22 protein-coding genes and 1 pseudogene are annotated in these 24,414 nt (G+C 73.3%); 11 read left to right on the top strand and 12 right to left on the bottom strand.

Annotation, left to right across the window (positions count from 1 at the left end; genetic code table 11):
* Position 1 precedes the first annotated feature (1 nt).
* Positions 2 to 1,639: an NsdA family TPR-like regulatory protein gene (locus K304_RS0106395; RefSeq protein ID WP_027763071.1), complete on the bottom strand. Its 1,638-nt coding sequence runs from the start codon at positions 1,637 to 1,639 to the stop codon at positions 2 to 4.
* Positions 1,640 to 1,877: 238 nt separating this feature from the next.
* Here K304_RS0106395 and lipB point away from each other — a divergent pair, with 238 nt between their 5' ends.
* From lipB to K304_RS0106375, 4 genes and pseudogenes are all read left to right on the top strand, one after another.
* Positions 1,878 to 2,765, top strand: a complete 888-nt coding sequence (gene lipB / locus K304_RS0106390; RefSeq protein ID WP_027763070.1) for a lipoyl(octanoyl) transferase LipB — start codon at positions 1,878 to 1,880, stop codon at positions 2,763 to 2,765.
* 64 nt (positions 2,766 to 2,829) lie between these two features.
* On the top strand, positions 2,830 to 3,768 hold the full coding sequence (lipA, locus tag K304_RS0106385) for a lipoyl synthase (RefSeq protein WP_027763069.1): 939 nt from the start codon (positions 2,830 to 2,832) through the stop codon (positions 3,766 to 3,768).
* 265 nt (positions 3,769 to 4,033) lie between these two features.
* Positions 4,034 to 4,177 (top strand): annotated as a pseudogene (locus K304_RS33910) (SCO2195 family GlnR-regulated protein); the annotation flags it as partial.
* Positions 4,178 to 4,377: 200 nt separating this feature from the next.
* Entirely contained in the window at positions 4,378 to 5,073 is a 696-nt protein-coding gene (locus tag K304_RS0106375; RefSeq protein WP_027763068.1) for a DUF4191 domain-containing protein, read from the top strand.
* 82 nt (positions 5,074 to 5,155) lie between these two features.
* On the opposite strand, the gene K304_RS0106370 is transcribed toward K304_RS0106375, so the two are convergent.
* A complete protein-coding gene (locus K304_RS0106370; protein ID WP_078528649.1) occupies positions 5,156 to 5,626 on the bottom strand; it encodes an RDD family protein in 471 nt (156 codons plus the stop codon).
* 207 nt (positions 5,627 to 5,833) lie between these two features.
* On the opposite strand from K304_RS0106370, the gene glnA reads away from it, so the two are divergent.
* Entirely contained in the window at positions 5,834 to 7,249 is a 1,416-nt protein-coding gene (gene glnA / locus K304_RS0106365) for a type I glutamate--ammonia ligase (protein WP_027763066.1), read from the top strand.
* 97 nt (positions 7,250 to 7,346) lie between these two features.
* Here glnA and K304_RS33905 read toward each other — a convergent pair whose 3' ends face one another.
* Positions 7,347 to 7,763: a hypothetical protein gene (locus K304_RS33905; RefSeq protein ID WP_051307967.1), complete on the bottom strand. Its 417-nt coding sequence runs from the start codon at positions 7,761 to 7,763 to the stop codon at positions 7,347 to 7,349.
* A 240-nt stretch (positions 7,764 to 8,003) separates the two neighbouring features.
* Here K304_RS33905 and K304_RS27610 point away from each other — a divergent pair, with 240 nt between their 5' ends.
* On the top strand, positions 8,004 to 8,813 hold the full coding sequence (locus tag K304_RS27610) for an alpha/beta fold hydrolase (protein WP_051307965.1): 810 nt from the start codon (positions 8,004 to 8,006) through the stop codon (positions 8,811 to 8,813).
* Here K304_RS27610 and K304_RS0106350 read toward each other — a convergent pair.
* Positions 8,810 to 9,502 carry a DNA alkylation repair protein gene (locus K304_RS0106350; RefSeq protein WP_027763064.1) on the bottom strand — a complete coding sequence of 231 codons (693 nt, stop codon included), beginning with the start codon at positions 9,500 to 9,502 and terminating at the stop codon, positions 8,810 to 8,812. The genes K304_RS27610 and K304_RS0106350 overlap by 4 nt on opposite strands.
* Positions 9,503 to 9,610: 108 nt before the next feature.
* Here K304_RS0106350 and K304_RS0106345 point away from each other — a divergent pair, with 108 nt between their 5' ends.
* From K304_RS0106345 to K304_RS0106330, 4 genes are all read left to right on the top strand, one after another.
* Positions 9,611 to 9,946 (top strand): metalloregulator ArsR/SmtB family transcription factor, encoded by a 336-nt coding sequence (locus K304_RS0106345; protein ID WP_027763063.1) that lies wholly within the window; start codon positions 9,611 to 9,613, stop codon positions 9,944 to 9,946.
* Positions 9,946 to 10,695, top strand: coding sequence for a cation efflux transmembrane domain-containing protein (locus tag K304_RS0106340; RefSeq protein ID WP_027763062.1), 750 nt, complete (start codon positions 9,946 to 9,948; stop codon positions 10,693 to 10,695). The genes K304_RS0106345 and K304_RS0106340 overlap by 1 nt, the downstream gene beginning before the upstream one ends.
* Positions 10,696 to 10,845: 150 nt before the next feature.
* Positions 10,846 to 12,291 (top strand): glyceraldehyde-3-phosphate dehydrogenase, encoded by a 1,446-nt coding sequence (locus K304_RS0106335; RefSeq protein WP_027763061.1) that lies wholly within the window; start codon positions 10,846 to 10,848, stop codon positions 12,289 to 12,291.
* 271 nt (positions 12,292 to 12,562) lie between these two features.
* Positions 12,563 to 15,202 (top strand): SpoIIE family protein phosphatase, encoded by a 2,640-nt coding sequence (locus K304_RS0106330; protein ID WP_051307964.1) that lies wholly within the window; start codon positions 12,563 to 12,565, stop codon positions 15,200 to 15,202.
* Between the two features lie 40 nt (positions 15,203 to 15,242).
* Here the strand turns inward: K304_RS0106330 and K304_RS0106325 are convergent, their stop codons facing one another.
* Both K304_RS0106325 and K304_RS0106320 read right to left on the bottom strand, forming a co-directional pair.
* Positions 15,243 to 15,680: a DUF2752 domain-containing protein gene (locus K304_RS0106325; protein ID WP_051307962.1), complete on the bottom strand. Its 438-nt coding sequence runs from the start codon at positions 15,678 to 15,680 to the stop codon at positions 15,243 to 15,245.
* Positions 15,670 to 16,224, bottom strand: coding sequence for a TM2 domain-containing protein (locus K304_RS0106320; protein WP_027763058.1), 555 nt, complete (start codon positions 16,222 to 16,224; stop codon positions 15,670 to 15,672). Before K304_RS0106320 ends, K304_RS0106325 begins: the two co-directional genes overlap by 11 nt.
* Before the next feature lie 153 nt (positions 16,225 to 16,377).
* Here K304_RS0106320 and K304_RS0106315 point away from each other — a divergent pair, with 153 nt between their 5' ends.
* Positions 16,378 to 17,523, top strand: coding sequence for a beta-eliminating lyase-related protein (locus K304_RS0106315; protein ID WP_027763057.1), 1,146 nt, complete (start codon positions 16,378 to 16,380; stop codon positions 17,521 to 17,523).
* A 52-nt stretch (positions 17,524 to 17,575) separates the two neighbouring features.
* On the opposite strand, the gene K304_RS27605 is transcribed toward K304_RS0106315, so the two are convergent.
* From K304_RS27605 to hypB, 6 genes are all read right to left on the bottom strand, one after another.
* Positions 17,576 to 18,163, bottom strand: a complete 588-nt coding sequence (locus tag K304_RS27605) for a potassium channel family protein (protein WP_486591593.1) — start codon at positions 18,161 to 18,163, stop codon at positions 17,576 to 17,578.
* A gap of 326 nt (positions 18,164 to 18,489) precedes the next feature.
* Positions 18,490 to 19,578 carry a hydrogenase expression/formation protein HypE gene (hypE, locus tag K304_RS0106305; RefSeq protein ID WP_027763056.1) on the bottom strand — a complete coding sequence of 363 codons (1,089 nt, stop codon included), beginning with the start codon at positions 19,576 to 19,578 and terminating at the stop codon, positions 18,490 to 18,492.
* A complete protein-coding gene (gene hypD, locus K304_RS0106300; RefSeq protein ID WP_027763055.1) occupies positions 19,571 to 20,704 on the bottom strand; it encodes a hydrogenase formation protein HypD in 1,134 nt (377 codons plus the stop codon). The genes hypE and hypD overlap by 8 nt, the downstream gene beginning before the upstream one ends.
* Complete coding sequence (locus K304_RS32745; RefSeq protein WP_078528642.1) at positions 20,701 to 21,084, bottom strand: HypC/HybG/HupF family hydrogenase formation chaperone; 384 nt, start codon at positions 21,082 to 21,084, stop codon at positions 20,701 to 20,703. Before K304_RS32745 ends, hypD begins: the two co-directional genes overlap by 4 nt.
* Entirely contained in the window at positions 21,038 to 23,617 is a 2,580-nt protein-coding gene (gene hypF, locus K304_RS27595) for a carbamoyltransferase HypF (RefSeq protein WP_078528639.1), read from the bottom strand. The genes K304_RS32745 and hypF overlap by 47 nt, the downstream gene beginning before the upstream one ends.
* 1 nt (position 23,618) lies before the next feature.
* The gene (hypB, locus tag K304_RS0106285) at positions 23,619 to 24,413 is read right to left on the bottom strand and encodes a hydrogenase nickel incorporation protein HypB (RefSeq protein ID WP_027763054.1); all 795 of its coding nucleotides are present in this window, start codon (positions 24,411 to 24,413) and stop codon (positions 23,619 to 23,621) included.
* Position 24,414 lies beyond the last annotated feature (1 nt).

Below are 24,414 nucleotides of genomic sequence, written 5' to 3'. Positions count from 1 at the left end.
TTCAGCCCAGGGCTGCGACGCGCTCGCGGTAGACGCGCACCGGCCCCGCGTCGCGGTACGGCTCGAGACGGCGTTCGAAGTCGCGCACGTACTCGAACGCCCGCGCCGACCGCATCTCCGCGGCCTGGTGCGCCGCCTCCGCCGCGAGCGCACACGCCTGCTCGACCTCGCCCAGCCCGAGCCGCGCGGTCGCCAGCACCACCCGGCAGAGCAACCGGCTGCGCGCATAGCCCGCGCCGCGCAGCCGCAGCGCGCGCTCCGCGTGCTGTGCCGCCGCGCGATACTGCTGGAGGTCCCGGTGGCAGTGCCCGAACTCGTCCGCGAGCTGCGCCTCGTCGAAGAAGCGCGCCCAGGGCGGCACCTCCTCCCCCTGCCGCACGGCCTCCAGCGACCGTTCGGCACGCGCCAGCGAAGCGGTGCAGGCCCGCACCTCACCGAGCACGCCGTGGCCGCGCGCCTCGGCCGCGTGCAGCAGCGCCTGGACCGCGGACGGCGCCGCCGCACCCACGCCCTGCTGCGCCACCCGCGCGAGCTGCACCGCCTCCCGGCCGTGCCCGAGGTAGACGGCCTGGCGGCTCATCGTCACCAGCACGTAAGCGCCGTACGCCCGGTCGCCCGCCGCCTGCGAGAGCCGCAACGCCTGCACGAAGTAGCGCTGGGCGAGGCCGTGCGCCGCGACGTCGTACGAAGTCCAGCCGGCGAGCCGGGTGAGGTCGGCGACCGCGCCGAAGAGGCGGCGCCCGGTCTGCTCGCCGTAGACGCCGCGCAGCAGCGGCTCCGCCTCGTGTTCGAGGTACCGCACCAGGCCCTGGCGGGCGTGGCCGCCGCCGTAGGCGTGGTCGAGCGCGCGGAAGAGGTCGCAGACCGAGCGCAGCGCGGCGACGTCGCCTCCGGTCACGCGACGGCCCGGACCGCGTTCGGTGAGCTGCGCCGGCTCGGTGAAGGCGGCCCGCCCGGCGGCGGTACCGGATGCGGTACCCGGGCCGCCGGGGACACCCACCGGGTCCGCCGCCCCGGCGGGGCGCGGTACCCGCACCCCTCCCGCCAGGCGCCCGGCTCCCGGTGACGCCGCGACCGCGCCCGGCCGGAGCACCGGGCTCGCGCCGCGCGCCTGCTGCGGCACCCGCGCGGAAGCCGCCGACGGCACCGCCGGCCCTTCGCCACCGCCACCACGTGCGACGCGCTCGTCGGACCGCCCGATCAGCCAGTCCCGGCTGGGCACCACCAGACCGGCCGGTGTGAACGCGATCTTCCGCAGGTCGGCCTGTGCACCGGTGTCCTTGCGCCAGAGCCCGCTGACGATGTCCACCGCCTCGGCGGGCGTCGCGGCGAACTCCAGACCCGCGTACACCGGAGCGCACGCGTCCAGGCCGAGGTCCTGCGCGGACAGGCGTCGGCCCAGTCGGCGGGTGAAGACCTCCGCGATCAGGGCGGGGGTGGTGCCGCGCGGCTGCTGCCCGCGCAGCCAGCGGGTCACGGACGTCTTGTCGTAGCGCAGGTCGAGACCGTGTTCGAGGCCGAGCTGGTCCACCCGGCGGGCGAGGCCCGCGTGGGAGAACCCGGCTTCCGCGATGAGCGCGGCGAGGCGTCGGTTGGGCGTGCGCTGCTGGGGGGAACCCCCAGGTCGTTCCGTCGTCATCGGCTGTACGGTCTCCTGACTCACGGCTTGCGCGCAGACGCCGGGGCGCCCTGCTGGAACGGCGCGAATGTAACGGCCACAGCGCCCGCACCGGCCCTGACCGCCGCGTATTCATCCGTACGTGTGAGTAGGCGGTCGCCTCCGGGTCCGCACGGGGCCCGCCGTAGAGTGGCTGGGGTGTGCATCGAGCGCACCGGGGCGCGTGCCCGCGCCCGAGACGCACGCAGAGGAGACGGCCGTGAGCGAGCTGCGCTTCGTCCACCTGGGCTTCGGCGCCGACGCCGTGGAGTACACCGCGGCGTGGCAGGAGCAGCGCCGGGTGCACGCGGCACGGTTCGCGGACGAGTCCCCGGACACCTGTCTGCTGCTGGAGCACCAGGCCGTGTACACCGCCGGCCGCCGCACCGAGGACAGCGAACGCCCGCTGGACGGCACCCCGGTGGTGGACGTGGACCGCGGCGGGAAGATCACCTGGCACGGCCCCGGCCAGCTCGTCGGCTACCCGATCCTGAAGCTGCCGCGCCCGGTCGACGTCGTGGCGCACGTGCGGCGGCTGGAGGAGGCGCTGATCCGGGCCGCCGCCGAGTTCGGCCTGGAGACGACCCGTATCGAGGGGCGCAGCGGCGTGTGGATTCTCGGCGACCCGGTCCACGAGCGGCGCAGCCGAGATGCAGCGCAGGGTGAGGGTCCGGACCGAGGAACGAGGAAGGGGCACTCGGCCGCAGCGGAATCGAGGCGGAGCGCGACCAGAGGTCACGAGCGGCAGGCGCTGGGCGGGCTGGCGCTGGACTTCGACCCGCGGCTGACGGACGAGGAGTTCGACCCGCGGCTGAGCGGCCCGGAATACGCCCCGTCCAACGCGGGGCAGCGCCGGGAGGACCGGAAACTGGCCGCCATCGGCATCCGGGTCGCGAAGGGCGTGACCATGCACGGCTTCGCACTGAACTGTGATCCCGACAACACCGAGTTCGACCGGATCGTGCCGTGCGGCATCCGTGACGCGGGCGTCACCTCGCTCTCGGACGAGCTGGGCAGGAATGTTCCGGTCGCCGAAGTGCTTCCCGTAGTGGAGAAGCACCTCCGTGCGGTGCTGGAGGAGACACTTCCCCTCCCCCGCGCCGTCTGACCCGCACAACGGCAGGCGTACTCTGATACGCACCGAGGAATCGAAAGTACGTAGGGAGCCGGACGTGTCCGCTGTCGCACCCGACGGTCGCAAGATGCTCCGCTTGGAGGTCCGCAACAGCCAGACCCCCATCGAGCGCAAGCCCGAGTGGATCAAGACCCGGGCGAAGATGGGCCCCGAGTACAACGCCCTGCAGAAGCTCGTGAAGGACGAGGGTCTGCACACCGTCTGTCAGGAAGCCGGCTGCCCCAACATCTTCGAGTGCTGGGAGGACCGCGAGGCCACCTTCCTCATCGGGGGCGAGCAGTGCACCCGGCGCTGCGACTTCTGCCAGATCGACACCGGGAAACCCGCCGAACTGGACCGCGACGAGCCCCGGCGCGTGGCGGAGTCCGTCCAGCAGATGGAGCTGCGCTACGCCACCATCACCGGTGTGGCCCGCGACGACCTCGATGACGGCGGTGCCTGGCTGTACGCGGAGACGGTCCGCCAGATCCACGCGGCGATGCCGGACACCGGCGTCGAGCTGCTGATCCCGGACTTCAACGCGGTGCCCGAACAGCTCGCCGAGGTCTTCTCCTCGCGCCCCGAGGTCCTCGCCCACAACGTCGAGACGGTGCCGCGCATCTTCAAGCGCATCCGCCCCGCCTTCCGCTACGAGCGGTCGCTCGAGGTCATCACCCGGGCCCGCGAGGACGGCCTGGTCACCAAGTCGAACCTGATCCTCGGCATGGGCGAGACGCGCGAGGAGGTCTCCCAGGCGCTGCGCGACCTGCACGGGGCCGGCTGCGAGCTGATCACCATCACGCAGTACCTCCGCCCGTCGCCCCGGCACCACCCGGTGGAGCGCTGGGTCAAGCCGGAGGAGTTCGTGGAGCTCCAGCAGGAGGCGGACGAGATCGGCTTCGCCGGCGTCATGTCCGGTCCGCTGGTCCGCTCCTCCTACCGCGCCGGGCGCCTGTACCGGCAGGCCATGGACGCCCGCGCGGCGAAGGCCGCCTGACCGCCCGACGACGGGGCGGTGCGGGGCACGCCGCCCCGCGCCCCTTCGGGCGTGCGCACGGGGACGGCCGCCCCGGTACGCGGGGCCCGGCGCGGCGGGCGGCGGTGTGAGTTCGGCCGCACTTCGCCCCAGCGCCGCCGGGTCCCTTTGACCTGATCGACATGCGCTGGTAACACCCGTGAGTGACGATGTACTCACACCCCGCGTCCGGCGCTTCGCCGTGCGGCGCGGGCCCCGGCTCTTTTCTTCAATCTCCGGAGGAAGCATGCGTACCGCCCTGCGCACGTTGGAGGGTCTGCTGCTGGACGGCGGTGGCCGCACCGCGCGCCGTAACGCCTGGCAGGCGGTCCTGGAGGACCGCTCCCGGGCGCGCGCCAGGGCGGAGGCCGAGCGGCTGCTGACCGCGATGCCCACCCCGGGCACGGCGCTCCGCCCCGTGGCCGCTCCGCGCCCTGCGGTCGCCGCCGTTCCGCAGGCCGTTCCGCAGGCCGGGGCGGGCGCCCTCCAGCACGGCTAGACCCGGCCGCACGCGCCACGAACGCCGGTCCCGGCGGGGCGTACACCCGGCCGGGGCGGAAGCGCTCCGGCGCGCCACGTAAACTGCGCCCTATGGCGAGGCAGGACACTTCCGAGAACCCGGGCCGGTTCAAGCAGATCGGCCTGACGTACAAGATGACCCGGCGCGTGGACCGGAAGATCGGCTGGATTCTGGCCGGCATCGGTCTCGGCACGCTCGGTGTCCTGCTCGGGATCGGCTTCCTCATCGGCCATCCGGTCTACCTGGGCATTCTCGGCGTGCTGCTCGCCTTCCTCGCCACGGCGATCGTCTTCGGGCGGCGCGCGGAGCGGGCGGCGTTCGGGCAGATGGAGGGCCAGCCCGGTGCCGCCGCCGCAGTCCTCGACAACATCGGCCGGGGCTGGAACGTCACCCCCGCCGTCGCGATGAACCGGAACCAGGACGTGGTGCACCGGGCCGTCGGGAAGCCCGGCATCGTGCTCGTCGCCGAGGGCAACCCCAACCGGCTGCGGGGACTGCTCGCAGCGGAGAAGCGGAAGATGAGCCGGGTCGTCGCGGAGGTTCCCGTGCACGACCTGGTCGTCGGCAACGACGAGGGCCAGGTGCCGCTGAAGAAGCTGCGCACCACCATGCTGAAGCTGCCCCGCGTGATGCAGGGCTCGCAGATCACCGCCACCAACGACCGGCTGCGTGCGCTCGGCGACCTGATGAGCAACATGCCCATGCCCAAGGGCCCCATGCCGAAGGGCATGCGGCTGCCGAAGGGCCCGAACGGCGGCCGGCGCTGACGACCGCCACCCCGACGAACGGCTGAGGGGCCGGTGCGGTGCACCGGCCCCTCTCGCATGTCTCCGCCGGCCGGCGGACCGGTCAGATGCGGACCTGGACCGCACCGGAGAGCTGGTCGTGCAGGCCGCGCCCGTCGCGGTCCCAGATCAGCGCGGGGATCGCGAGGCCGAGCAGGACCGTGCGGACCAGCACCCGCCACGTCGCCAGCCGGCCCAGCCCGTCCACCGCGACCACGCGCAGGCCGAGGATGCGCTTGCCCGGGGTGAAGCCGACCGTGCCCACCGTGAGCAGGACCATCACCAGGAAGACGGGCAGCGCCCACCGGTTCGCGGTCTGCAGCGCGCCGCCCGAGAGGAGCCCGTAGGAGATGAGCACGGCCAGCGCCCAGTCGATGAAGATGGCGCCCAGCCGCCGCCCGAACGACGCGACCGACCGGGGGCCGTCCTGCGGCAGGCCGAGCCGTTCACCGCGGTAGCCGAAGTCCGCGCCCATGCCCTCGGCCGCGCTGCGCGGGCCGGAGAGCCACGATCCGATTGCTTCCCTGTTGTCCACGGCTCCACGGTATCGCGGGCGAAATCGTCCACGACCGCCCGGTTGGCGAGGTTTCCGGGCCGTAGGGTGGTTAACATCGGCGAAACAAATGGGTCATGCCCGAGAAATGGCGTCTCCCTATGGTCGGGGATCAGCGTGCCCCCGCACCGGCCCGCGCTCTCACGGCAGCAAAGCCCGTCCCCACACGGCGGGACTAGGAGGAGTCGAATGTTCCAGAACGCCGACGAAGCCCAGAAGTTCATCGCGGACGAGGACGTGAAGTTCGTCGACGTACGGTTCTGCGACCTGCCCGGCATCATGCAGCACTTCACGGTACCGGCCAAGTCGTTCGACCCGGCCGAGCACCTGATGTTCGACGGCTCCTCGATCCGCGGCTTCCAGGCCATCCACGAGTCCGACATGGCCCTGGTCCCGGACCTCTCGACCGCCCGCGTGGACCCGTTCCGCCGCGACAAGACACTCAACGTCAACTTCTTCATCCACGACCCGATCACCGGCGAGCAGTACAGCCGCGACCCGCGGAACGTGGCGAAGAAGGCCGAGGCGTACCTCGCCTCCTCCGGCATCGCCGACACCGCCTTCTTCGGGCCCGAGGCCGAGTTCTACGTCTTCGACGACGTGCGCTTCGAGACCAAGGCCAACGCCGGCTACTACCACATCGACTCCGAGGCGGGCGCCTGGAACACCGGCGCCATCGAGGACGGCGGCAACCGCGGCTACAAGGTCCGCTACAAGGGCGGCTACTTCCCCGCCCCGCCGGTCGACCACTTCGCCGACCTGCGCGCCGAGATCTCCCTGGAGCTGGACAAGGCCGGCCTCCAGGTCGAGCGCCAGCACCACGAGGTCGGCACCGCCGGACAGGCCGAGATCAACTACAAGTTCAACACGCTGCTCGCCGCCGCCGACGACCTGATGCTCTTCAAGTACATCGTGAAGAACGTCGCCTGGCGCAACGGCAAGACCGCCACCTTCATGCCGAAGCCGATCTTCGGCGACAACGGCTCGGGCATGCACGTCCACCAGTCGCTGTGGCAGGGCGGCGAGCCCCTGTTCTACGACGAGCAGGGCTACGCGGGCCTCTCCGACACCGCCCGCTACTACATCGGCGGCATCCTCAAGCACGCCCCGTCGCTGCTGGCCTTCACCAACCCGACGGTGAACTCCTACCACCGCCTGGTGCCCGGCTTCGAGGCCCCGGTGAACCTGGTCTACTCGCAGCGGAACCGCTCCGCGGCCATGCGCATCCCGATCACCGGCGCCAACCCCAAGGCCAAGCGCGTCGAGTTCCGCGCCCCGGACCCGTCCTCCAACCCCTACCTGGCCTTCTCCGCGCTGATGATGGCCGGCCTGGACGGCATCAAGAACAAGATCGAGCCGGCCGAGCCGATCGACAAGGACCTCTACGAGCTGGCCCCCGAGGAGCACGCCGGCGTCCCGCAGGTCCCGACCTCCCTCCCGGCCGTCCTCGACGCCCTGGAGGCCGACAACGAGTACCTCCAGGCGGGCGGCGTCTTCACCGGCGACCTGATCGAGACCTGGATCGACTACAAGCGCACCAACGAGATCGCCCCCATGCAGCTCCGCCCCCACCCGCACGAGTTCGAGCTGTACTTCGACATCTGAGCCACCCGCAGGTCACACCGGCCTGCCCCGCAGAGCTGTGGGCCGCGGCTTCCGTGACGGAGGCGCGGTCCACGGCGCGCTCGGGCGGATGCCCCTGTCAGACGGGGATCCAGTCGGGCCACCACGGCGGGATGTTGCTCGGCGGACACCTGCGGGTGTAGCTGTGAATCGCCTCGGGAGTCCCCGCCGTCGCGAAGCACCACCAGGCGAGGAGCATCAGTACGGCGAGCAGCAGCACCAGCGACGCGCACTCCCGGAGTCCGGCCGGCGCTCGGCGGAAGAGCAGGGACCGCCCGAGGCCGTAGGCGAGGACCGCGTACACGGCGAAGCCGCCCACGCAGGCGGGGAGCATCACGAAGACGAGTCCGAAGCGATGACCGGGCTCGAACCCGGCGTCGCACACGGCGCGTGCGTGGAAGGTGAGGACCCACGTGCCGTATCCCGCGAGCGCCCCGAGGAGGACGGCACCCGCCCAGGGAAACCACGCGAAGGGACTCGGCTCGACACGGCTCATGATCTGTCCCGACGCGCGAGCGGGGCGGTGGGTTGCACGATCCTCCGCGGTGGCGCAACCTCTCGCGGCGTGAGGCCACGAGAGCGCGGAGCGCGGTCGGGCCGCGCCCGCCCTGTCGGCGACGGGGTGAGGGGGACGGAGACGAAGTCCGCGGCAGGATCTCCTCGCCTGCCACGGCACACGCTAAGGTCGCCCTCGTTCCCGTGCCACGATCCGTCCCTGTCGAGGTGAGCGCCCCGCATGAAGGAAGAAGTGAGGTTCCCGAGCGTCGTCGGTCCCGAGCTGGCCGGGGTGATCGACGTGCCGGAGGGCGAGATCCGGGGCTGGGGGCTGTTCGTGCACGGATTCACCCTCGGCAAGGACTCGCCGGCCGCCTCGCGCGTGTGCAGGCAGTTGGCCCGCGAGGGCGTCGGCATGCTGCGCTACGACAATCTCGGGATCGGGGATTCCGACGGCGACTGGGGGGACGGTTCCTTCACCGTCAAGGTGCGGGACACCGTCCGGGCCGCGGCCTTCATGGCGGAGCGGGGGACTTCGGTGGACCTGCTGGTGGGGCACTCCTGGGGAGGCGCGGCCGCGATCGCCGCCGCGCACGAGACGCCCGGTCTCCGGGCGCTGGCCACGATCGCCGCGCCCGTCGATCCCAGCGACGTCGAGCGGCACTACGACTCGGTGCTGGACCGCGTCCTCGAGGACGGGGCGCACGAGTGGTTCGTCGGCGGCAGGACCCTGGTTCTGAAGCGCGCCTTCGTCGAGGATGTCCGCCGGGCGCACCTGCGCGACCGGATCGGCGAGGTGGACCTGCCGCTCCTCGTGGCCCATTCGCCCACCGACTCCACGGTCGACATCGCCAACGCCGCGGAGATCTTCCAGGAGGCGCGGCATCCGCGAAGCTTCGTCTCCCTCGAAGGGGCGGACCACCTGCTGACCGCGCGGGGGCAGGCGCAGCGGGCCGCCCACATCATCTGCGCCTGGGCCGACCAGTACCTCGACGAGCCGCGGGCCGGAGGGGCGGCTCCGCGACAGGTGGAGGGTCCGGGCGGGCCCTAGCCTGGGGCGTCCTCCCGGCGGCGGACCATTTCGGTGATCCAGGTGGGGGCGAAGGGGGAGGTGCAGCCGGGGGAGGTCGGGTAGTCCTTGAGCACCTCGAGGCGTTCGCCGATGTCGAGGGCGCGGGCGCGGTGCTCGGGATGCTCGATGCCGATCTGGGCCAGGCAGTGGTTCATCGCCCACTGCAGGGGGTCCGGGGCGTCCTTCATCGACGCCTCGACGGTGTCCAGGAGGCCGGGCAGGTCGAAGCCCTCGGGCTGCTTCGCGACGCGTTCGGTGGTCAGCGCCCAGCCGGCGCTCGCGACCACGGGGTCCGGGTCGGCGAACCAGGCCACGCGGAGTTCCTCCGCGTGGGGGCTCTTCTTCACCACGTAGTTCACGAGCCAGTCGTGCACCTTCGGCGTGCGCGCCTCGCGCAGCATGCCGTCCAGTTCGTCGCGCCCGTACGCCTTCGGGCGGCAGATCAGGAGCGCCAGCAGTCGCGCCGCGGTGTCGCCCGTGCGCCACAGTTCGCGGGCGAGTTCCTGCTGCGTCCTCAGCCGTTTGGCGAGCGCGCGCAGCGTGCTCAGTTTCACGCCGTGGTCGTCGCCGTGCTTCTCGTTCACCGCGCGTACCTTCGGGTCCTCGAGTCCGGCCAGCTCGGCCCTCACCTCGTCCGCCGTCGCGCCGGTGCGTGTGTCGTCAGCCATCCCGGCCTCCCGCCTCCCACATGCCGCTCAGCGTACGACGGCCACCCCCGCACGGAGAACGCTGGTACACGATTTCCTGGATTCAGAGAATCGTGTACCGTCACGGGCATGCTGACTGTTGCTTCCGAGGTCGAGGTGCTGGCGCGGTTCGGGCGGGCGCTGGCGGATCCGATCCGGTGCCGGGTACTGCTGGCGCTGCGGGAGGGTCCGGCGTACCCGGCGGACCTCGCCGACACGCTCGGCGTCTCCCGGACCCGCCTGTCGAACCACCTGGCGTGCCTGCGCGACTGCGGCCTGGTCGTGACCGCTCCCGACGGGCGCCGCACCCGCTACGAACTCGCCGACGCACGACTCGGCCACGCGCTGGACGACCTGCGCGCGGCGGTGGTCGCCGTGGCGGGCGACCGCAGCTGTCCGGACGCCGACGCGGAGGACTGCTGCTGATGGCCGCGCGGACGTCTCCCCTGTCGCTCGGTTCCTCCCCGGCCCGCCGTGAGGCGCTGGCCCGGCGGGTGCGGCTGCTGGTGGCCGCGACCATCGCCTACAACGTGGTCGAGGCGGTCGTCGCGCTGACCGCCGGCGCGCTGGCGTCGTCCACGGCGTTGATCGGGTTCGGCCTGGACTCGGTCATCGAGGTCTCCTCCGCCGCGGCGGTCGCCTGGCAGTTCTCCGCCCGCGACCACGCCGCGCGGGAGGCCCGCGAGCGGACCACGCTGCGGATCATCGCCGTGTCGTTCTTCGCACTCGCCGCGTACGTGGGGATCGACGCCGTACGGGCCCTCGTCGGCGACGGCGAGCCGGAGCACTCGGTGCCGGGCATCGTCATCGCCGCGCTCTCGCTGGCGGTGATGCCGTTTCTGTCCGCCGCCCAGCGCCGCGCCGGACGCGAACTGGGCTCGGCCAGCGCGGTCGCGGACTCCCGGCAGACCCTGCTGTGCACCTATCTCTCGGCCGTGCTGCTGGTGGGGCTGGTCCTGCACGCGGCCGTGGGCTGGTCCTGGGCCGACCCGGTGGCCGCCCTCGTCATCGCGGCGATCGCGGTCAAGGAGGGCCGTGACGCCTGGCAGGGCAAGGGCTGCTGCGCGTCCTCCGCCCGCGCAGGGGCGAGCCCGGACACCGCCGACGAGGAGCCGGCCGGATGCGGGTGCTCACCCGGCTGCACCTGCTGCACGGATGCGGGCCCGGCGCACTGAGCCGCCGGGCGCCGGGTGCCTCGCCCCCGGGACGCCCGGGCCCCTGCCCGACCGCTTCCGCAGGACCGGCCCGTCAGGGTGGGGCGGTCGGGTGATCGGCTAGGGATGTGTTTAGCATATGAGCACCGCCTAGCTCGAAAGATAAGAACTGTGACTGTCAACGAGGACGCGTTCACCAACTGGAAGAACCGCGAGGAGATCGCGGAGTCGATGATCCCGATCATCGGCACGTTGCACCGGGAGCGGGACGTGACCGTCCTCCTCCACAGCCGCTCACTGGTGAACAAGTCGGTGGTGAGCATCCTCAAGACTCACCGCTTCGCCCGGCAGATCGCCGGTGAGGAGCTCTCGGTCACCGAGACGCTGCCCTTCCTGAAGACGCTGACCACGCTCGACCTGGGCCCGTCCCAGATCGACATCGGCATGCTCGCCGCGACCTACAGGGCCGACGACCGCGGACTGTCCGTGGAGGAGTTCACCGCCGACGCCGTGGCCGGCGCCATGGGCGAGCACAAGATCGACCGCCGCGAGCCGCGGGACGTCGTCCTGTACGGCTTCGGCCGCATCGGCCGGCTCCTCGCCCGCCTGCTGATCGAGAAGGCGGGTTCCGGCAACGGCCTGCGACTGCGCGCCATCGTGGTGCGCCAGGGCAAGGGCCAGGACCTGGTGAAGCGTGCCTCGCTGCTGCGGCGCGACTCCATCCACGGCGCCTTCCAGGGCACGATCACCGTCGACGAGGCGAACAGCAGGATCATCGCCAACGGCAACGAGATCAAGGTCATCTACTCCGACGACCCGACGACGGTCGACTACACGGCGTACGGCATCAAGGACGCCATCCTCATCGACAACACCGGCCGCTGGCGCGACCGCGAGGGCCTGGCGAAGCACCTGCGTCCCGGCGTCGACAAGGTCGTCCTCACCGCCCCGGGCAAGGGCGACGTGCCGAACGTGGTGCACGGCGTCAACCACGACACGATCAAGCCGGACGAGCGGATCATCTCCTGCGCGTCCTGCACCACGAACGCGATCGTGCCGCCGCTGAAGGCCATGGCGGACGAGTACGGCGTGCTGCGTGGCCACGTGGAGACCGTCCACTCGTTCACCAACGACCAGAACCTGCTGGACAACTACCACGGCTCGGACCGCCGCGGGCGTTCGGCCGCGCTCAACATGGTGATCACCGAGACGGGTGCCGCCTCGGCGGTCTCGAAGGCGCTGCCGGACCTGAAGGCGAAGATCACCGGCAGCTCGGTGCGCGTGCCGGTACCGGACGTGTCGATCGCCATCCTCAACCTCCAGCTCGCCCGCGAGGCGGAGCGCGAGGAGGTCCTCGACTACCTCCGCAACGTCTCGCTGACCTCGCCGCTCAAGCGCCAGATCGACTTCATCAGCGCCCCCGACGCCGTCTCCAGCGATTTCATCGGCTCGCGTCACGCCTCGATCGTCGACGCCGGCGCCACCAAGGTCGACGGCGACAACGCGATCCTCTACCTCTGGTACGACAACGAGTTCGGCTACTCCTGCCAGGTCGTCCGGATCGTGCAGCACGTCTCGGGCGCCGAGTACCCGACCTTCCCGGCCCCGGTGGCCTGATCCACCCGCTTCCGCCCTCCGGCGTCGCGCCGGTGACCCGCAGGCCGTGCCCCCGCACTCCGGGGCACGGCCTGCGGGCGTGCGGCGGCCCGGCGGACGGCCCGCGGCCGGACGGCGCCGTACGCGGTACGCGGCCCGTACGCGGTGTGCGGCTTCGCCCCGGCGGAAGCGGTGTGGAAGCATCTCGACCATGGTGAGTCTCGGGTCCCGGACGAACGCGGAACCCCCCTCCCGGCGTCGTCCGTGGCGGCGGGGAGGCGGGGGACGGTCGATGCTGGGCATGCGCACCGTCGCCGGCCAGGCGCTGGTGCTCCAGGTCGTGCTGGCGCTGCTGATCGTCACTGCGGGCGTGGCCGCGCTGCTGCTCCAGACGGAACGTTACAGCGAGCGTGCGGCGAAGGACCGCTCCCTGGCCGTGGCGCAGAGCCTCGCCCGGTCCCCCGGCATCGTCGAGGCCCTCCGGTCCCCCGACCCCACGAGCGTGCTGCAGCGGCGGGCCGAGGCGGTCCGGGAGCGCACCGGGGTGGACTTCGTGGTGATCACCGACGATCAGGGCATCCGCTACACCCACCCCGAACGCGACCGGATCGGCAAGAAGTTCGTCGGGGACATCGAGACTCCGCTCGACGGGCGGGCGGTCACCGAGACCATCGACGGCACCATCGGACGTCTGGTGCAGGCCGTCGTCCCGGTGAAGGACGAGCAGGGCGACGTCGTCGGCCTGGTGTCGGCCGGAGTGCTCACCAGCGCGGTGGGCGACGTGGTCGACCGTCAGCTGCCGGTGCTGCTCGGCGGCGCGGCGGTCGCGCTGGCGCTGGCGACGACCGGCATGGTGCTCGTGGGCAGGCGGCTCAGCAGGCAGACGCACGGTCTGGGCCCGGCCGAGATGGCCCGGATGTACGAGCACTACGACGCGGTGCTGCACGCCGTGCGTGAGGGCGTGCTGATCGTCGGCGGCGACGGGCGGCTGCTGATGGCCAACAACGAGGCGCGGCGACTGCTGTCCCTCCCCGCCGACGCGGAGGGCCGCCCGGTCGTCGACCTGGGCATGGACGCGCACATCACCGAACTGCTGGCGACCGGCCGGGTGGCGACCGACGAGGTGGTGGCCTCCGGCGACCGGCTGCTCGCGGTGAACAACCGGCCCGCCGACCGGCACGGCAGCCCGGCCGGGGCCGTGGCCACGCTCCGCGACACCACCGAGCTGCACGAGCTGTCCGGCAAGGCGGCGCTGGCCCGCGACCGGCTGCGGCTGCTGTACGACATCAGCGTGACCGTGGGCACGACGCTGGACGTGCGGCGCACCGCCCAGGAGCTGGCCGAGGCGTCCGTGCCCGGCTTCGCCGACTTCACCACGGTGGACCTGCTGGACGGTGTGCTGGCCGGTGAGGAGCCGGGGCCGGCGTCGTCGGTGGAGATGCGCCGGGCCGCGCTCAGCGGTATCGCGGAGGGGCCGCCGTTCTTCCCCGTCGGTCGGCTCATCCGGTTCGTGGAGTCCTCGCCGCAGGCCCAGGGCGTCGGCCGGGCGCGCGGGATACTCGCCGCGGACCTGCGGGAGTCGCCGGGCTGGCAGGCGCAGGACCCGGAGCGCGCGCAGGCCCTGATGGACTACGGCATCCACTCGATGATCACCGTCCCGCTGCGGTCCCGGAACACCGTGCTGGGCCTGGCGAACTTCTGGCGCACGGAGGGTTCCGAGCCCTTCGAGGTGGACGACCTGTCGCTCGCGGAGGAGGTCTGCGCCCACGCAGCGGCCTGCGTGGACAACGCCCGCCGCTTCACCCGCGAGCACTCCATGGCCGTCACCCTCCAGCAGAGCCTGCTGCCGAGCGGGCTGCCGGAGCAGCGTGCCCTGGAGGTCGCCTACCGCTACCTGCCGGCGCAGGCCGGGGTGGGCGGCGACTGGTTCGACGTCATCCCGCTGCCCGGCGCACGGGTCGCGCTGGTCGTCGGCGACGTGGTGGGGCACGGCCTGCACGCGGCCGCCACGATGGGACGGCTGCGCACCGCGGTGCACAACTTCTCCTCCCTCGACATGGCGCCCGAGGAGCTGCTGGGCCGGCTGAACGAACTGGCGCTGCAGAGCGATCCGGACGGCGCGGACCTCAGCGGCGCGGGGCTGACCGGCGCGACCTGCCTGTACGCCATCTACGACCCGGTGGCCCGGCGCTGCACCGTCGCCCGGGCGGGACACCTGCCGCCCGCAGTGGTGGCGCCGGACGGCTCGGTGGCGTTCGCCGAGGTACCGGCCGGGCCGCCGCTGGGCGTACCCGGGCTGCCCATCGAGTCGGCCGAGATGGAGCTGGCCACCGGAAGCCGCCTGGTGCTGTACACCGACGGGCTGGTGGAACGGCGCGGCCGGGACATCGACCACGGCCTGGGCCTGCTGCGGGACGCGCTGGCCGGTGCGGACGGCGACGGCGCCGAGGAGACCTGCCGGGGCGTGCTGGAGACGCTGCTGCCGCAGCAGCAACAGCAGAAGGACGACATCGCGCTGCTGGTGGCCCGGACCCGTTCGGTGCCCGCCGACCGGATCGCCGAGTGGGACGTGCCCTCGGACCCGGCGGCGGTCGCCGCGGTGCGCGCCGCGGTGGGCGAGGTGCTCGAGCGGTGGGGCGTGTCCGAGGAGGCGTTCGCGACCGAGCTGATCCTGAGCGAGCTGGTCACCAACGCGATCCGCTACGGTTCCAGCCCGGTCCGCGCCCGGCTGATCCTGGACCGTGCGCTGATCTGCGAGGTCTGGGACGGCAGCAGCACCTCGCCGCACCTGCGGCACGCCGCCACGATGGACGAGGGCGGCCGCGGGCTGTTCCTGGTCGCCCAGCTCTCGGACCGCTGGGGCACCCGGTACACGCCGAACGGCAAGGTGATCTGGACCGAACAGCCGGTGGCCCCCGCCGCGCAGACCTGACGGGTCGTCGTCGGCCCCCGCGGTCACCCGCGGGCCGGTGTCACCCGGCGACGTTGCGTCCGACCGTCCAGACCAGGGCCGTCGCGACGATCGCGGCCGTGCCGAGGCGGCTCGGCTCGGGGCGGTAGTGACGCCCCCGCAGGCCCTCGCGCAGCATCCGCGTGAACAGGTACGCGGCGGCCGGCAGCCCGAGCAGCAGCATCGCCGCGTTGTCGTGGAAGGCGGCGACGAGATCGCCGTGCAGCAGGTCGTACGTCATGCGGGTGCCGCCGCAGCCCGGGCAGAGCAGCCCCGTCGCCCACTCCAGGGGGCAGCGGGGCAGGAGCTGACCGGGCTGGTGCGGGTTCGTCCGGTACAGGTAGGCGGCACCGGCAGCGGCGAACGCGGCCAGCCCGGTGGGCAGCGCCAGCGGGTGGCGCAGTGCCGCACGGAGCCGGACGAGGCCGCCACCGGCCGCCGCGCCCCCGTCAGCCGCCACGCAGCACCCGGCCCTCGCTGTCGGTCGCGTCCTTGTTGGTGAGCGTGATGATGCCGTCGATGAGCGCCCAGAATCCGAGTCCGCCGCAGGTGAAGAGCTGGGCGAGCGCGATGCCGACGTGGCCCGTGTAGAACCGGCCGATGCCGAGGCCGCCGGCGAACAGCGTCAACACGCCCGCGACGATGCGGGACTTGTCGGAGTAGGGCCGCCCGTACGGGTCGTAGCCGTAGGGCGCCGCCGGGTCGTAGCCGTAGGGCACGGGCATCGCACCGGGCTGGCCGGGGTAGCCGTAGCCCGGCTGACCGGCGAACTGCTGGCCGTACTGCGGGTCTCCGTACGGCTGGCCGCCGTACGGCTGGCCGTACGGGTCGGCGCCGTACGGCGGCTGCGTGCCGTACGGCGGCTGCGTGCCGTAGGGCGGCGGGGTGGTGGGCTGAGCACCGGGCGGCGGGGTGCCGGGCTGCGGGCTCGGCTGCTGGGGGTAGCCGTAGCCGCCGGCCGGGGGCTGCTGCTCCGGGTACGGGTTCTGGTGCGGATCGGACATGGCGCTGGACCCCCCGAGGGACGCGGATGGTGACGTGGGGCCGAGCGGAGCCCCTGGCATCATCCTGCCAGTTCCGGCCCCCGGCCCGCACACCCGCTGCAGAGGCCGGTTCCCGTCGGCCCGCGCAGACGCGTCCGGTGCGAGAATCGGCGGATGACCGACGAGGAGCGGGCGGCGCTGCGGGCGCGGCGGACGGCGGCGGTGAACGGCTGTGACCGGCTGCTGTCGGCGGGCAGGTGGCCGACGATGCGCGAACGGCTGACGCGGCTGGAGAGCTACGACCTGGACGGGCCGCCGGACATGTACGGCGACGGCCCCGTGGCGGGACTGGAGCAGCGCGTCGCGGAGCTGCTGGGCGCCGAGGACGCCGCGTTCTTCCCCACCGGGACGATGGCGCAGCAGGTGGCGCTGCGCTGCTGGGCGGGCCGCACGGGCGACGCCACGGTCGCCCTGCACCCGCGGGCGCATCCGGAGGTGCACGAGGGCGGGGCCCTCGGCGCGGTGGCCGGCCTGCGCACGGTCCACCCGACGCGCGAGGAGCGGCTGCCGGACGCGGCGGAAGTCCGCGATCTGGCGGAACCGTTCGGCACGCTCATGCTGGAACTGCCCCTGCGGGACGCCGGGTTCGTGCTGCCGTCGTGGGAGGAGCTGACGGCGACCGTGGCGGCTGCGCGGGAACGCGACGCGGTGGTGCATTTCGACGGCGCCCGGCTCTGGGAGTGCACGCCCCACTTCGGGCGGCCGCTGCCGGAGATCGCGGACCTCGCGGACAGCGTCTACGTGTCGTTCTACAAGTCGCTGGGCGGCGTCTCGGGAGCCGCGCTGGCAGCCTCCGCCGACCTGGTCGCGGAGGCGAAGGCGTGGCGGCACCGGTACGGCGGGCTGCCGTTCCAGCAGTGGCCGGCGGTGCTGTCCGCGCTGTACGGGCTGGACCACGAGCTGCCGCGGCTCCCGGGGTACGTCGCGCACGCGGCGACCGTCGCCGCGGCGCTGCGCGAGGCGCTGGCGGCGGAGGTGCCGTTCTTCCGCGTGCATCCGCAGACGCCGTGCACGCACCAGTTCCAGGTGTGGCTGCCGTACCCGGCGGACGTGCTGAACGAGGCCGGGCTGCGGCAGGCGGAGGAGACCAAGACGCTGGTGTTCGGCGTCTGGCAGGAAGGTCCGCTGCCCGGCCTCTCGCACACGGAGGTCACGGTGTCGGCGTCGGCGCTGGAGTGGACGGCGGAGGACGTCGCGGACGGCACCGCGCAGTTCCTCGGGTTCCTGCGAGCCGGGTCGCCCCGGAGCACTCACCAGTGACCTGCGTCAGAGCTTCGGTGGCAGTAGGCCGGCGAATCTCCCGCTCAGGTCACTAGAGACGCAGCGGCGGCCCCCCGTCGTCCCCGTCGTCCGGTCCGGCGGCACCGGGCCCGCCCGCGTCCGGCCGGCCGTCGTCGGGGCCCTCACGGTCGGCGGGGCGCACCGCGCCGCCGCCCCGGCCGCCCCAGTGGCGGCCGACGTGCCGCCGGAAGCGGTGGGACAGCGTGGTGGCGGCCGCGGTGAGGAAGACCAGGTTGTACGTGATCTGGATGACCGCCAGCAGGCGGGACGTCTGTCCCCGCGGGTGGATGTCGCCGTAGCCGACCGTCGCCAGGGTGACGACCGTGAAGTACAGCGCGTCCAGCCGGGTGCGCAGTCCGTGGAACTGCCCGGGCTCCTTGGCCAGCGTGTAGTACGCCGCGGAGAACGCGAGCACCGTGAGTGCCACCAGGAGCGGGATGACGAAGCCCGGATGCACGCCCCTGCGGTCCAGCAGCACGTCCCGCATCTGCTTGAGCAGCAGCACGGCGATCAGCGTGAGGAGCAGGACGAAGACGGACCAGCCGATCACGGGGCGCTCGGAGCCGAACGCGTCGAGGGGCAGCAGGAAGTACCCGGTGACCATGAGGGCCGTCACCACGCTGAGGGCTCCCCAGATCCGTTCCGGGTTCCGCCTGCCGCCCCGGCCGTCGTCCCGCACGCCTGTCCCGTCGCCGCGGTAGCCGGGGCGCTACCGTTCCGGCATCGGCGCGGCCACCCGGGTCCCGCCCTCCCGGGGCCTCACGTCCCGGTTTCCGTGCTGCACCGCAGCCTGCATGCCTCTCACCTCCGGCTTCGACGTCCTCGTCGGTCGCCCGCCGCGCGGGCCGGGGTCGGGAACCGGGGCCGGGTACCCCGCCGCCCCGCCCTCACGCGCCCGGAACGGGCGGGCGGGCCGGCAGGGCCGATGAGCGAGCGGCGGTGCGGTCAGCAGATGCGGGGCAGCTGCTCCCCGAGCGGCAGGTCGACGACCCGGGTGCCGCCCAGGCCGGTGCGGGCGACGACCATGCCGGGGTGGTCGGCGACGCAGGTGCCGATGACGGCCGCGTCGGCGCCCAGCGGGTGGGCCCGCATCGCCTCCAGCACCGCGTCGGCGTGGTCGCGGGGCACGAAGGCGACCAGCTTGCCCTCGTTCGCCACGTACAGCGGGTCCAGGCCGAGCATGGCGCAGGCTCCGGCGACGGGCTCGGGGACGGGCAGGTGCCGCTCGTCGACGGCCACGCCCACACCCGCCGCGGCAGCGATCTCACCGAGGGCCGCCGCCACTCCCCCGCGTGTCGGGTCGCGGAGCACGTGCAGGTCGGGGGTGACGGCGAGCATCGCCTCGACCAGTCCGCCCAGCGGGGCGCAGTCGCTCTCCACCCGCACGTCGAACTCCAGCCCTTCGCGCAGGCTGAGCACCGCGATGCCGTGCAGGCCGATCTGCCCGCTGACGAGCACCACGTCGCCGGGCCGGGCGCGCTGCGGGCGGATGTCGACGCCGTCGGGGATCAGGCCGATGCCGGCGGTGTTCAGGTAGACGCCGTCGCCGTGGCCGGCCTCGACGACCTTGGTGTCCCCGGTGACGATCTCCACGCCCGCCGTCCGGGCGGCGGCGCCGATCGCCTCGGCGACGCGGGCCACGACCGGCATCTCCACGCCCTCCTCCAGCACCACGCCGCAGGACAGGTACGCCGCGCGGGCGCCGCTCATGGCGAGGTCGTTGACGGTGCCGTTGACGGCGAGGTCGCCGATGGAGCCGCCGGGGAAGAACAGCGGGCGCACCACGAAGGTGTCGGTGGAGAAGGCGAGGCGGGCGCCGCCGAGGGTGACGGCGGCGGAGTCGGCCATCGTGGCGAGCGTCTCGCCGCCGAAGGCGGGGGCGAAGACGTGCTCGACCAGTTCGGCGGACAGGGCGCCGCCGCCCCCGTGGCCCATCACGATGCGCGGCTGGTCGCGCAGCGGCGCCGGGCAGGTCCAGCCGGAGAAGTCGGGTGCCGGGTGGCCGGCGGTGCGTTCGGCGGTGGTCTCAGCCAACAGTGGTCGCCTCCTGCGCGGTGGTGGTGCTCACGGAGCCGCCGAGGCGGCGGTAGAGGTAGTACGCGGCGCAGGCCCCCTCGCTGGAGACCATCGTGGCGCCGAGCGGCGTGCGCGGGGTGCAGGTGGTGCCGAACGCCTCGCACTCGTTCGGCTTGAGCAGCCCCTGCAGCACCTCGCCGCTGCGGCAGGCGTCCGGCTCCGCGGTGGTGATGCCGCGGACGGGGAAGCGCTCCTCGGCGTCGTAGTCGCGGTAGCGCTCGGAGAGCCGCCAGCCGCTGTCGGGGATGACGCCGATGCCGCGCCAGGCCCGGTCGGTGACCTCGAAGACGTCCGCCAGCATGGCGCGCGCGGCCGGGTTGCCCTCGGGGCGCACGGCGCGGGCGTAGGCGTTGTCGACGGTGTGCTCGCCGCGTTCGAGCTGCTGCACGGTGCGGCGGACGCCCTCCAGGATGTCCAGCGGCTCGAAGCCGGTGACGACGATCGGCACCCGGTGGCGTTCGGTCAGCTCCGGATACTCCTCCACGCCCATCACGCTGCACACGTGCCCGGCCGCGAGGAAGCCCTGCACCTGGCAGTCCGGCGAGGTCATGATGGCCTCGATGGCGGGCGGGACACGGACGTGCGAGACCAGCAGGCTGAAGTTGCGGATGCCGAGCCTGCGCGCCTGGTACACCGTCATGGCGTTGGGCGGGGCGGTGGTCTCGAAGCCGATCCCGAAGAACACCACCTCACGGTCCGGGTTCTCCTGCGCGACGCGGAGCGCGTCCAGCGGCGAGTAGACGACGCGCACGTCGCCGCCCTCGCTGCGCACCCGGAACAGGTCGCGGTCGGTGCCGGGGACGCGGAGCATGTCGCCGAAGGAGCAGAAGATCACCCCGGGGCGGGCGGCGATGGCCAGCGCCTTGTCGATGACCTCCAGCGGGGTCACGCACACCGGGCAGCCGGGCCCGTGGATCAGGCGTACCTGCTCGGGCAGCAGCTGGTCGATGCCGTGCCGGATGATGGTGTGCGTCTGTCCGCCGCAGACCTCCATGAGCGCCCAGGGCCGGGTGACGGTGGCGTGGATGTCGTCCAGCAGGCGCCGCGCCAGCTCGGGGTCCTGGAATTCGTCGATGTACTTCACCGGGCCTCCTCCGCCGTGTCCTGGGCGGCGGGGACACGTGCTGCCCCGCCGGGCCCCTCCGCCGCGTCCGGCGCGTCCGCCGTGCCCGCCGCGTGCGGCACGGGCTGCCCGCTCTCCTCGGCCGCCTGCAGCCAGGCGTCGCCGAACTCCTCCTCCAGCAGACCGAGTCCGGCGAAGAGTTCGAGGGTCTGCCGCGCCGACTCCTCGTCCAGCCGCTGGAGCGCGAAGCCGACGTGCACGATGGTGTACTCGCCGACCTGAAGATCGGGCACGTACTCCAGGCACACCTCCTTCACCACGCCGCCGAAGTCGACCTCGGCCATCCGGGTGCCGTCACGCTCCTCGATGGTGAGCACCCTGCCGGGTACCGCCAGACACATGGGCTCCTCCTCGCTCTCGGGGTTCGTCGCTGCGGGCCCCGGCCGGGCCCGCAGGGTCCTCGCGGGCGGCGAGCACCAACTGGCCGAGCGCCAGCCCGCCGTCGTTCGGGGGGACGAGGCGGTGGGTCAGGACGCTGAAACCGTCCGCCCGCAGGCCCCGCACGCAGTCGCGCGCGAGCAGCGCGTTGGCGAACACGCCGCCGCTGAGAGCGACGGTGTCCGTGCCGTGCCGGTCGCGGGCGGCGGCGCACACGCGCCGCACGAGGCGGGCGACGCAGGCATGGAAGCGGGCGGCGATCGCACCCGGCGGGTCGCCGCGCCGCACCGCGTCCGCCACCGCGCGGATCACGGGCGCCGGGTCGGCGATCAGCGGCCCGTCGTCCGTCGGCCGGTCGTGCTGCCGTGCCGGGGGCCGGAGCGCGAAGTCCGCGTCGTACGCGGGGTCCGGGTCCTCCGTGCCGTGCTCGCCCAGGTGCGCGTGGGCGGCGGCCTCGAGTTCGACGGCGGCCTGGGCCTCGTACCCGGCGTGGTGGCAGATCCCGGCGAGGGACGAGACCGCGTCGAACAGCCGACCCATGCTGGAGGTGGGCACGCAGTGCAGGCCGCGCTCCAACTGGCGTGCCAGCAGTCGCAGTTCATCGGGGGCGCAGGCCGCTGCCGGGGGCAGCGCGGGGTCCCACGGGAGCCCGGCGGCGTGCAGGTGGGACAGCGCCATCCGGCGGGTGTGGCGCACGGCCGCGTCGCCGCCGGGCAGCGCGGCGTAGCCCAGGTGTGCGAAGCGCCGGTAGCCGTCGTAGTCGGCGAGCAGGAACTCGCCGCCCCACACGGCGCCGTCGTCGCCGTAGCCGGTGCCGTCGAAGGCCACGCCGAGCACCGGGCGGGCGCCGTCGTGCCCGGCTTCGGCCATCGCGGCGGCGACGTGCGCGTGGTGGTGCTGGACCTGCCGCAGCGGCCGGCCTGCGGTGTGGCGCCGGGCCCAGCCGGTACTGCGGTAGCCGGGGTGCCGGTCGGCGGCGAGGAGTTCCGGGGTGACGCCGGTGAGCCCTTCCAGCGCCGCTTCGGCATCGGTGAAGGCGGTGAGGGTCGCGAGGTCGTCCATGTCGCCGATGTGCGCCGAGAGCCAGGCGCGCCGGCCGCGACCGAGGCAGAAGGTGTTCTTCAGGTCGCCGCCGACGGCCAGGGCAGGGCGTACGGGGAACGGCAGGGTGACGGGGAAGGGTGCGTGGCCGCGCGAGCGGCGCACCGGCAGCACCTCGCCGTCCACCACGCGCAGCACGGAGTCGTCGCACGGCACGTGGATGGGACGGTCGTGCACGAGCCACGCGTCGGCGAGCCCCGCGAGCCGTTCCAGGGCCTCGTCGTCGCCGGTGACGATGGGCTCGCCACCGAGGTTGCCGCTGGTCATCACCAGCAGCCGGGGGCCGGGCGGGTCCCCGGGAAGCCCGAGCAGCAGATGGTGCACGGGCGTGTAGGGCAGCATCACGCCCAGGTCGGCGCTGCGGGGGGCGACGGCTTCGGCGAGCGGCACCGCGTCCGCGGGAACGTCGGCGGCGGGGCGGCGGCGGAGCAGCACGATGGGCCGGGCCGGGCCGGTGAGCAGGTTCCGTTCGGCGGTGCCGAGGTGCACGCGGGGCGCGAGGTCGGCGAGTTCGCGGGCCATCAGGGCGAACGGCTTGTCGCCGCGGGCCTTGCGACGGCGCAGCGTCCGGACGGCCTCGGGGTTCGCGGCGTCGCAGGCCAGGTGGTAGCCGCCCAGGCCCTTGACGGCGACGATCGCCCCGGCGGCAAGCAACTCCCGCACGCGGGCGACCGGTTCGCCGTCGTACTCGGTGTGCTCGGCGTGGTCGGTGTGCTCGGCGTGGTCGGCGGGTCCGCCCGGGACGCCGGTTCCGGCGCCGTGGGCGGGAAGCAGCAGGCGCAGCCGGGGGCCGCAGGCGTGGCAGGCGACGGGCTGGGCGTGGAAGCGGCGGTCGGCCGGGTCGGCGTACTCGCGGGCGCAGTCCGCGCACATCGGGAAGCCGGCCATGGTGGTGTGCGCCCGGTCGTAGGGCAGGGCGGTGACGATGGTGAAGCGCGGCCCGCAGTGCGTGCAGGTGGCGAAGGGGTGCCGGTACCGCCGGTCGGCGGGGTCGCACAGTTCGGCCAGACAGTCGGCGCAGGTGGCCGTGTCGGGGGAGACGAGGGTACGGGCCGCCGCATCGCCGCGGGACTCGTGGATGGCGAAGCCGGCCGAGCCGCCGGTGCCGGTGGCGGGGAGCGGTTCGGGGGTGACGGACTCGACCAGGGCGAGCGGGGGTGCGTCGGTGGCGAGCCGCTCGAGGAACGCCGTCACGGCCGGCTCCGCACCCTCGGCCTCGGCCACGACCCCCTCGGGGGTGTTGGCGACGTGGCCGTGCAGTCCGAGTTCGGTGGCGAGGGCGTACACGAAGGGGCGGAAGCCGACGCCCTGCACCACACCGCGCACCGTGACCCGGCACCGGCGTCGTTCCGGGGCCGCGGTGACTGCCGCAGCGGGCAGGGCGTCGGCGCTCACGTCAGCGGGCGTGCTCGTGGACGTGCGGGTGGGCGTGGTCGTGGTGGTCGTGGTCGTGGTGGTCGTGGTCGTGGTGCCCGTGCGCGTGGCCGTGTCCGTGGTCGTGGGTGGTGCGGGCCAGCACCGGCCGGTGGACGGGCTCCCCGTCGTGCGCCGCCAGGGCACGGTCGAGCACCTCGCCGCTCCCCTCCCCCGTCCGCGCGGAGGTGAACAGCACCTCGACGCCGGGGTTGACCTGCTGCACGTTCGCTTCGAACGCGGCGCGGTCGAAGCTGACCGCGGCCGCGATGTCGTTCTTCGTGACGACCACCAGGTTCGACAGCCCGAAGGCGGTGGGGTACTTGAGCGGCTTGTCCTCCCCCTCGGTGACGGAGGCGAGCGCGATCCGCAGGGTCTCGCCGAGGTCGTAGGAGGCGGGGCAGACCAGGTTGCCGACGTTCTCCACGAACAGCAGCCGGGTGTCGTCCGGCAGCCAGCCCTCCAGGTGACCGCGGAGCATGTGCGCCTCCAGATGGCACAGCCCGTCCGTGCACACCTGCTTGACGGGGACGCCCGAGCGGGCCAGGCGCACCGCGTCGTTCTCGGTGGCGAGGTCGGCGGTGAGCGCGGCGACCGGCACGCCCCGTTGGCGAGCGTGCCCGAGTTCGGTCTCCAGCAGCGCGGTCTTGCCGCTGCCCGGGCTGGAGAGCAGGTTGACCACGGTGGTGCCGCGGGCGGCGAGGTCGGCGCGCAGCGTCCGCGCACTGTCGTCGTTCTTGGCGAGTACGGCCTGTTGCAGGTCGACGGCACGGCACATG

This window comes from Streptomyces sp. CNS606 (assembly GCF_000426325.1).
The sequence above is the reverse complement of the archived record's forward strand: the minus strand, read 5'-3'. Positions and strand labels throughout refer to the sequence as shown.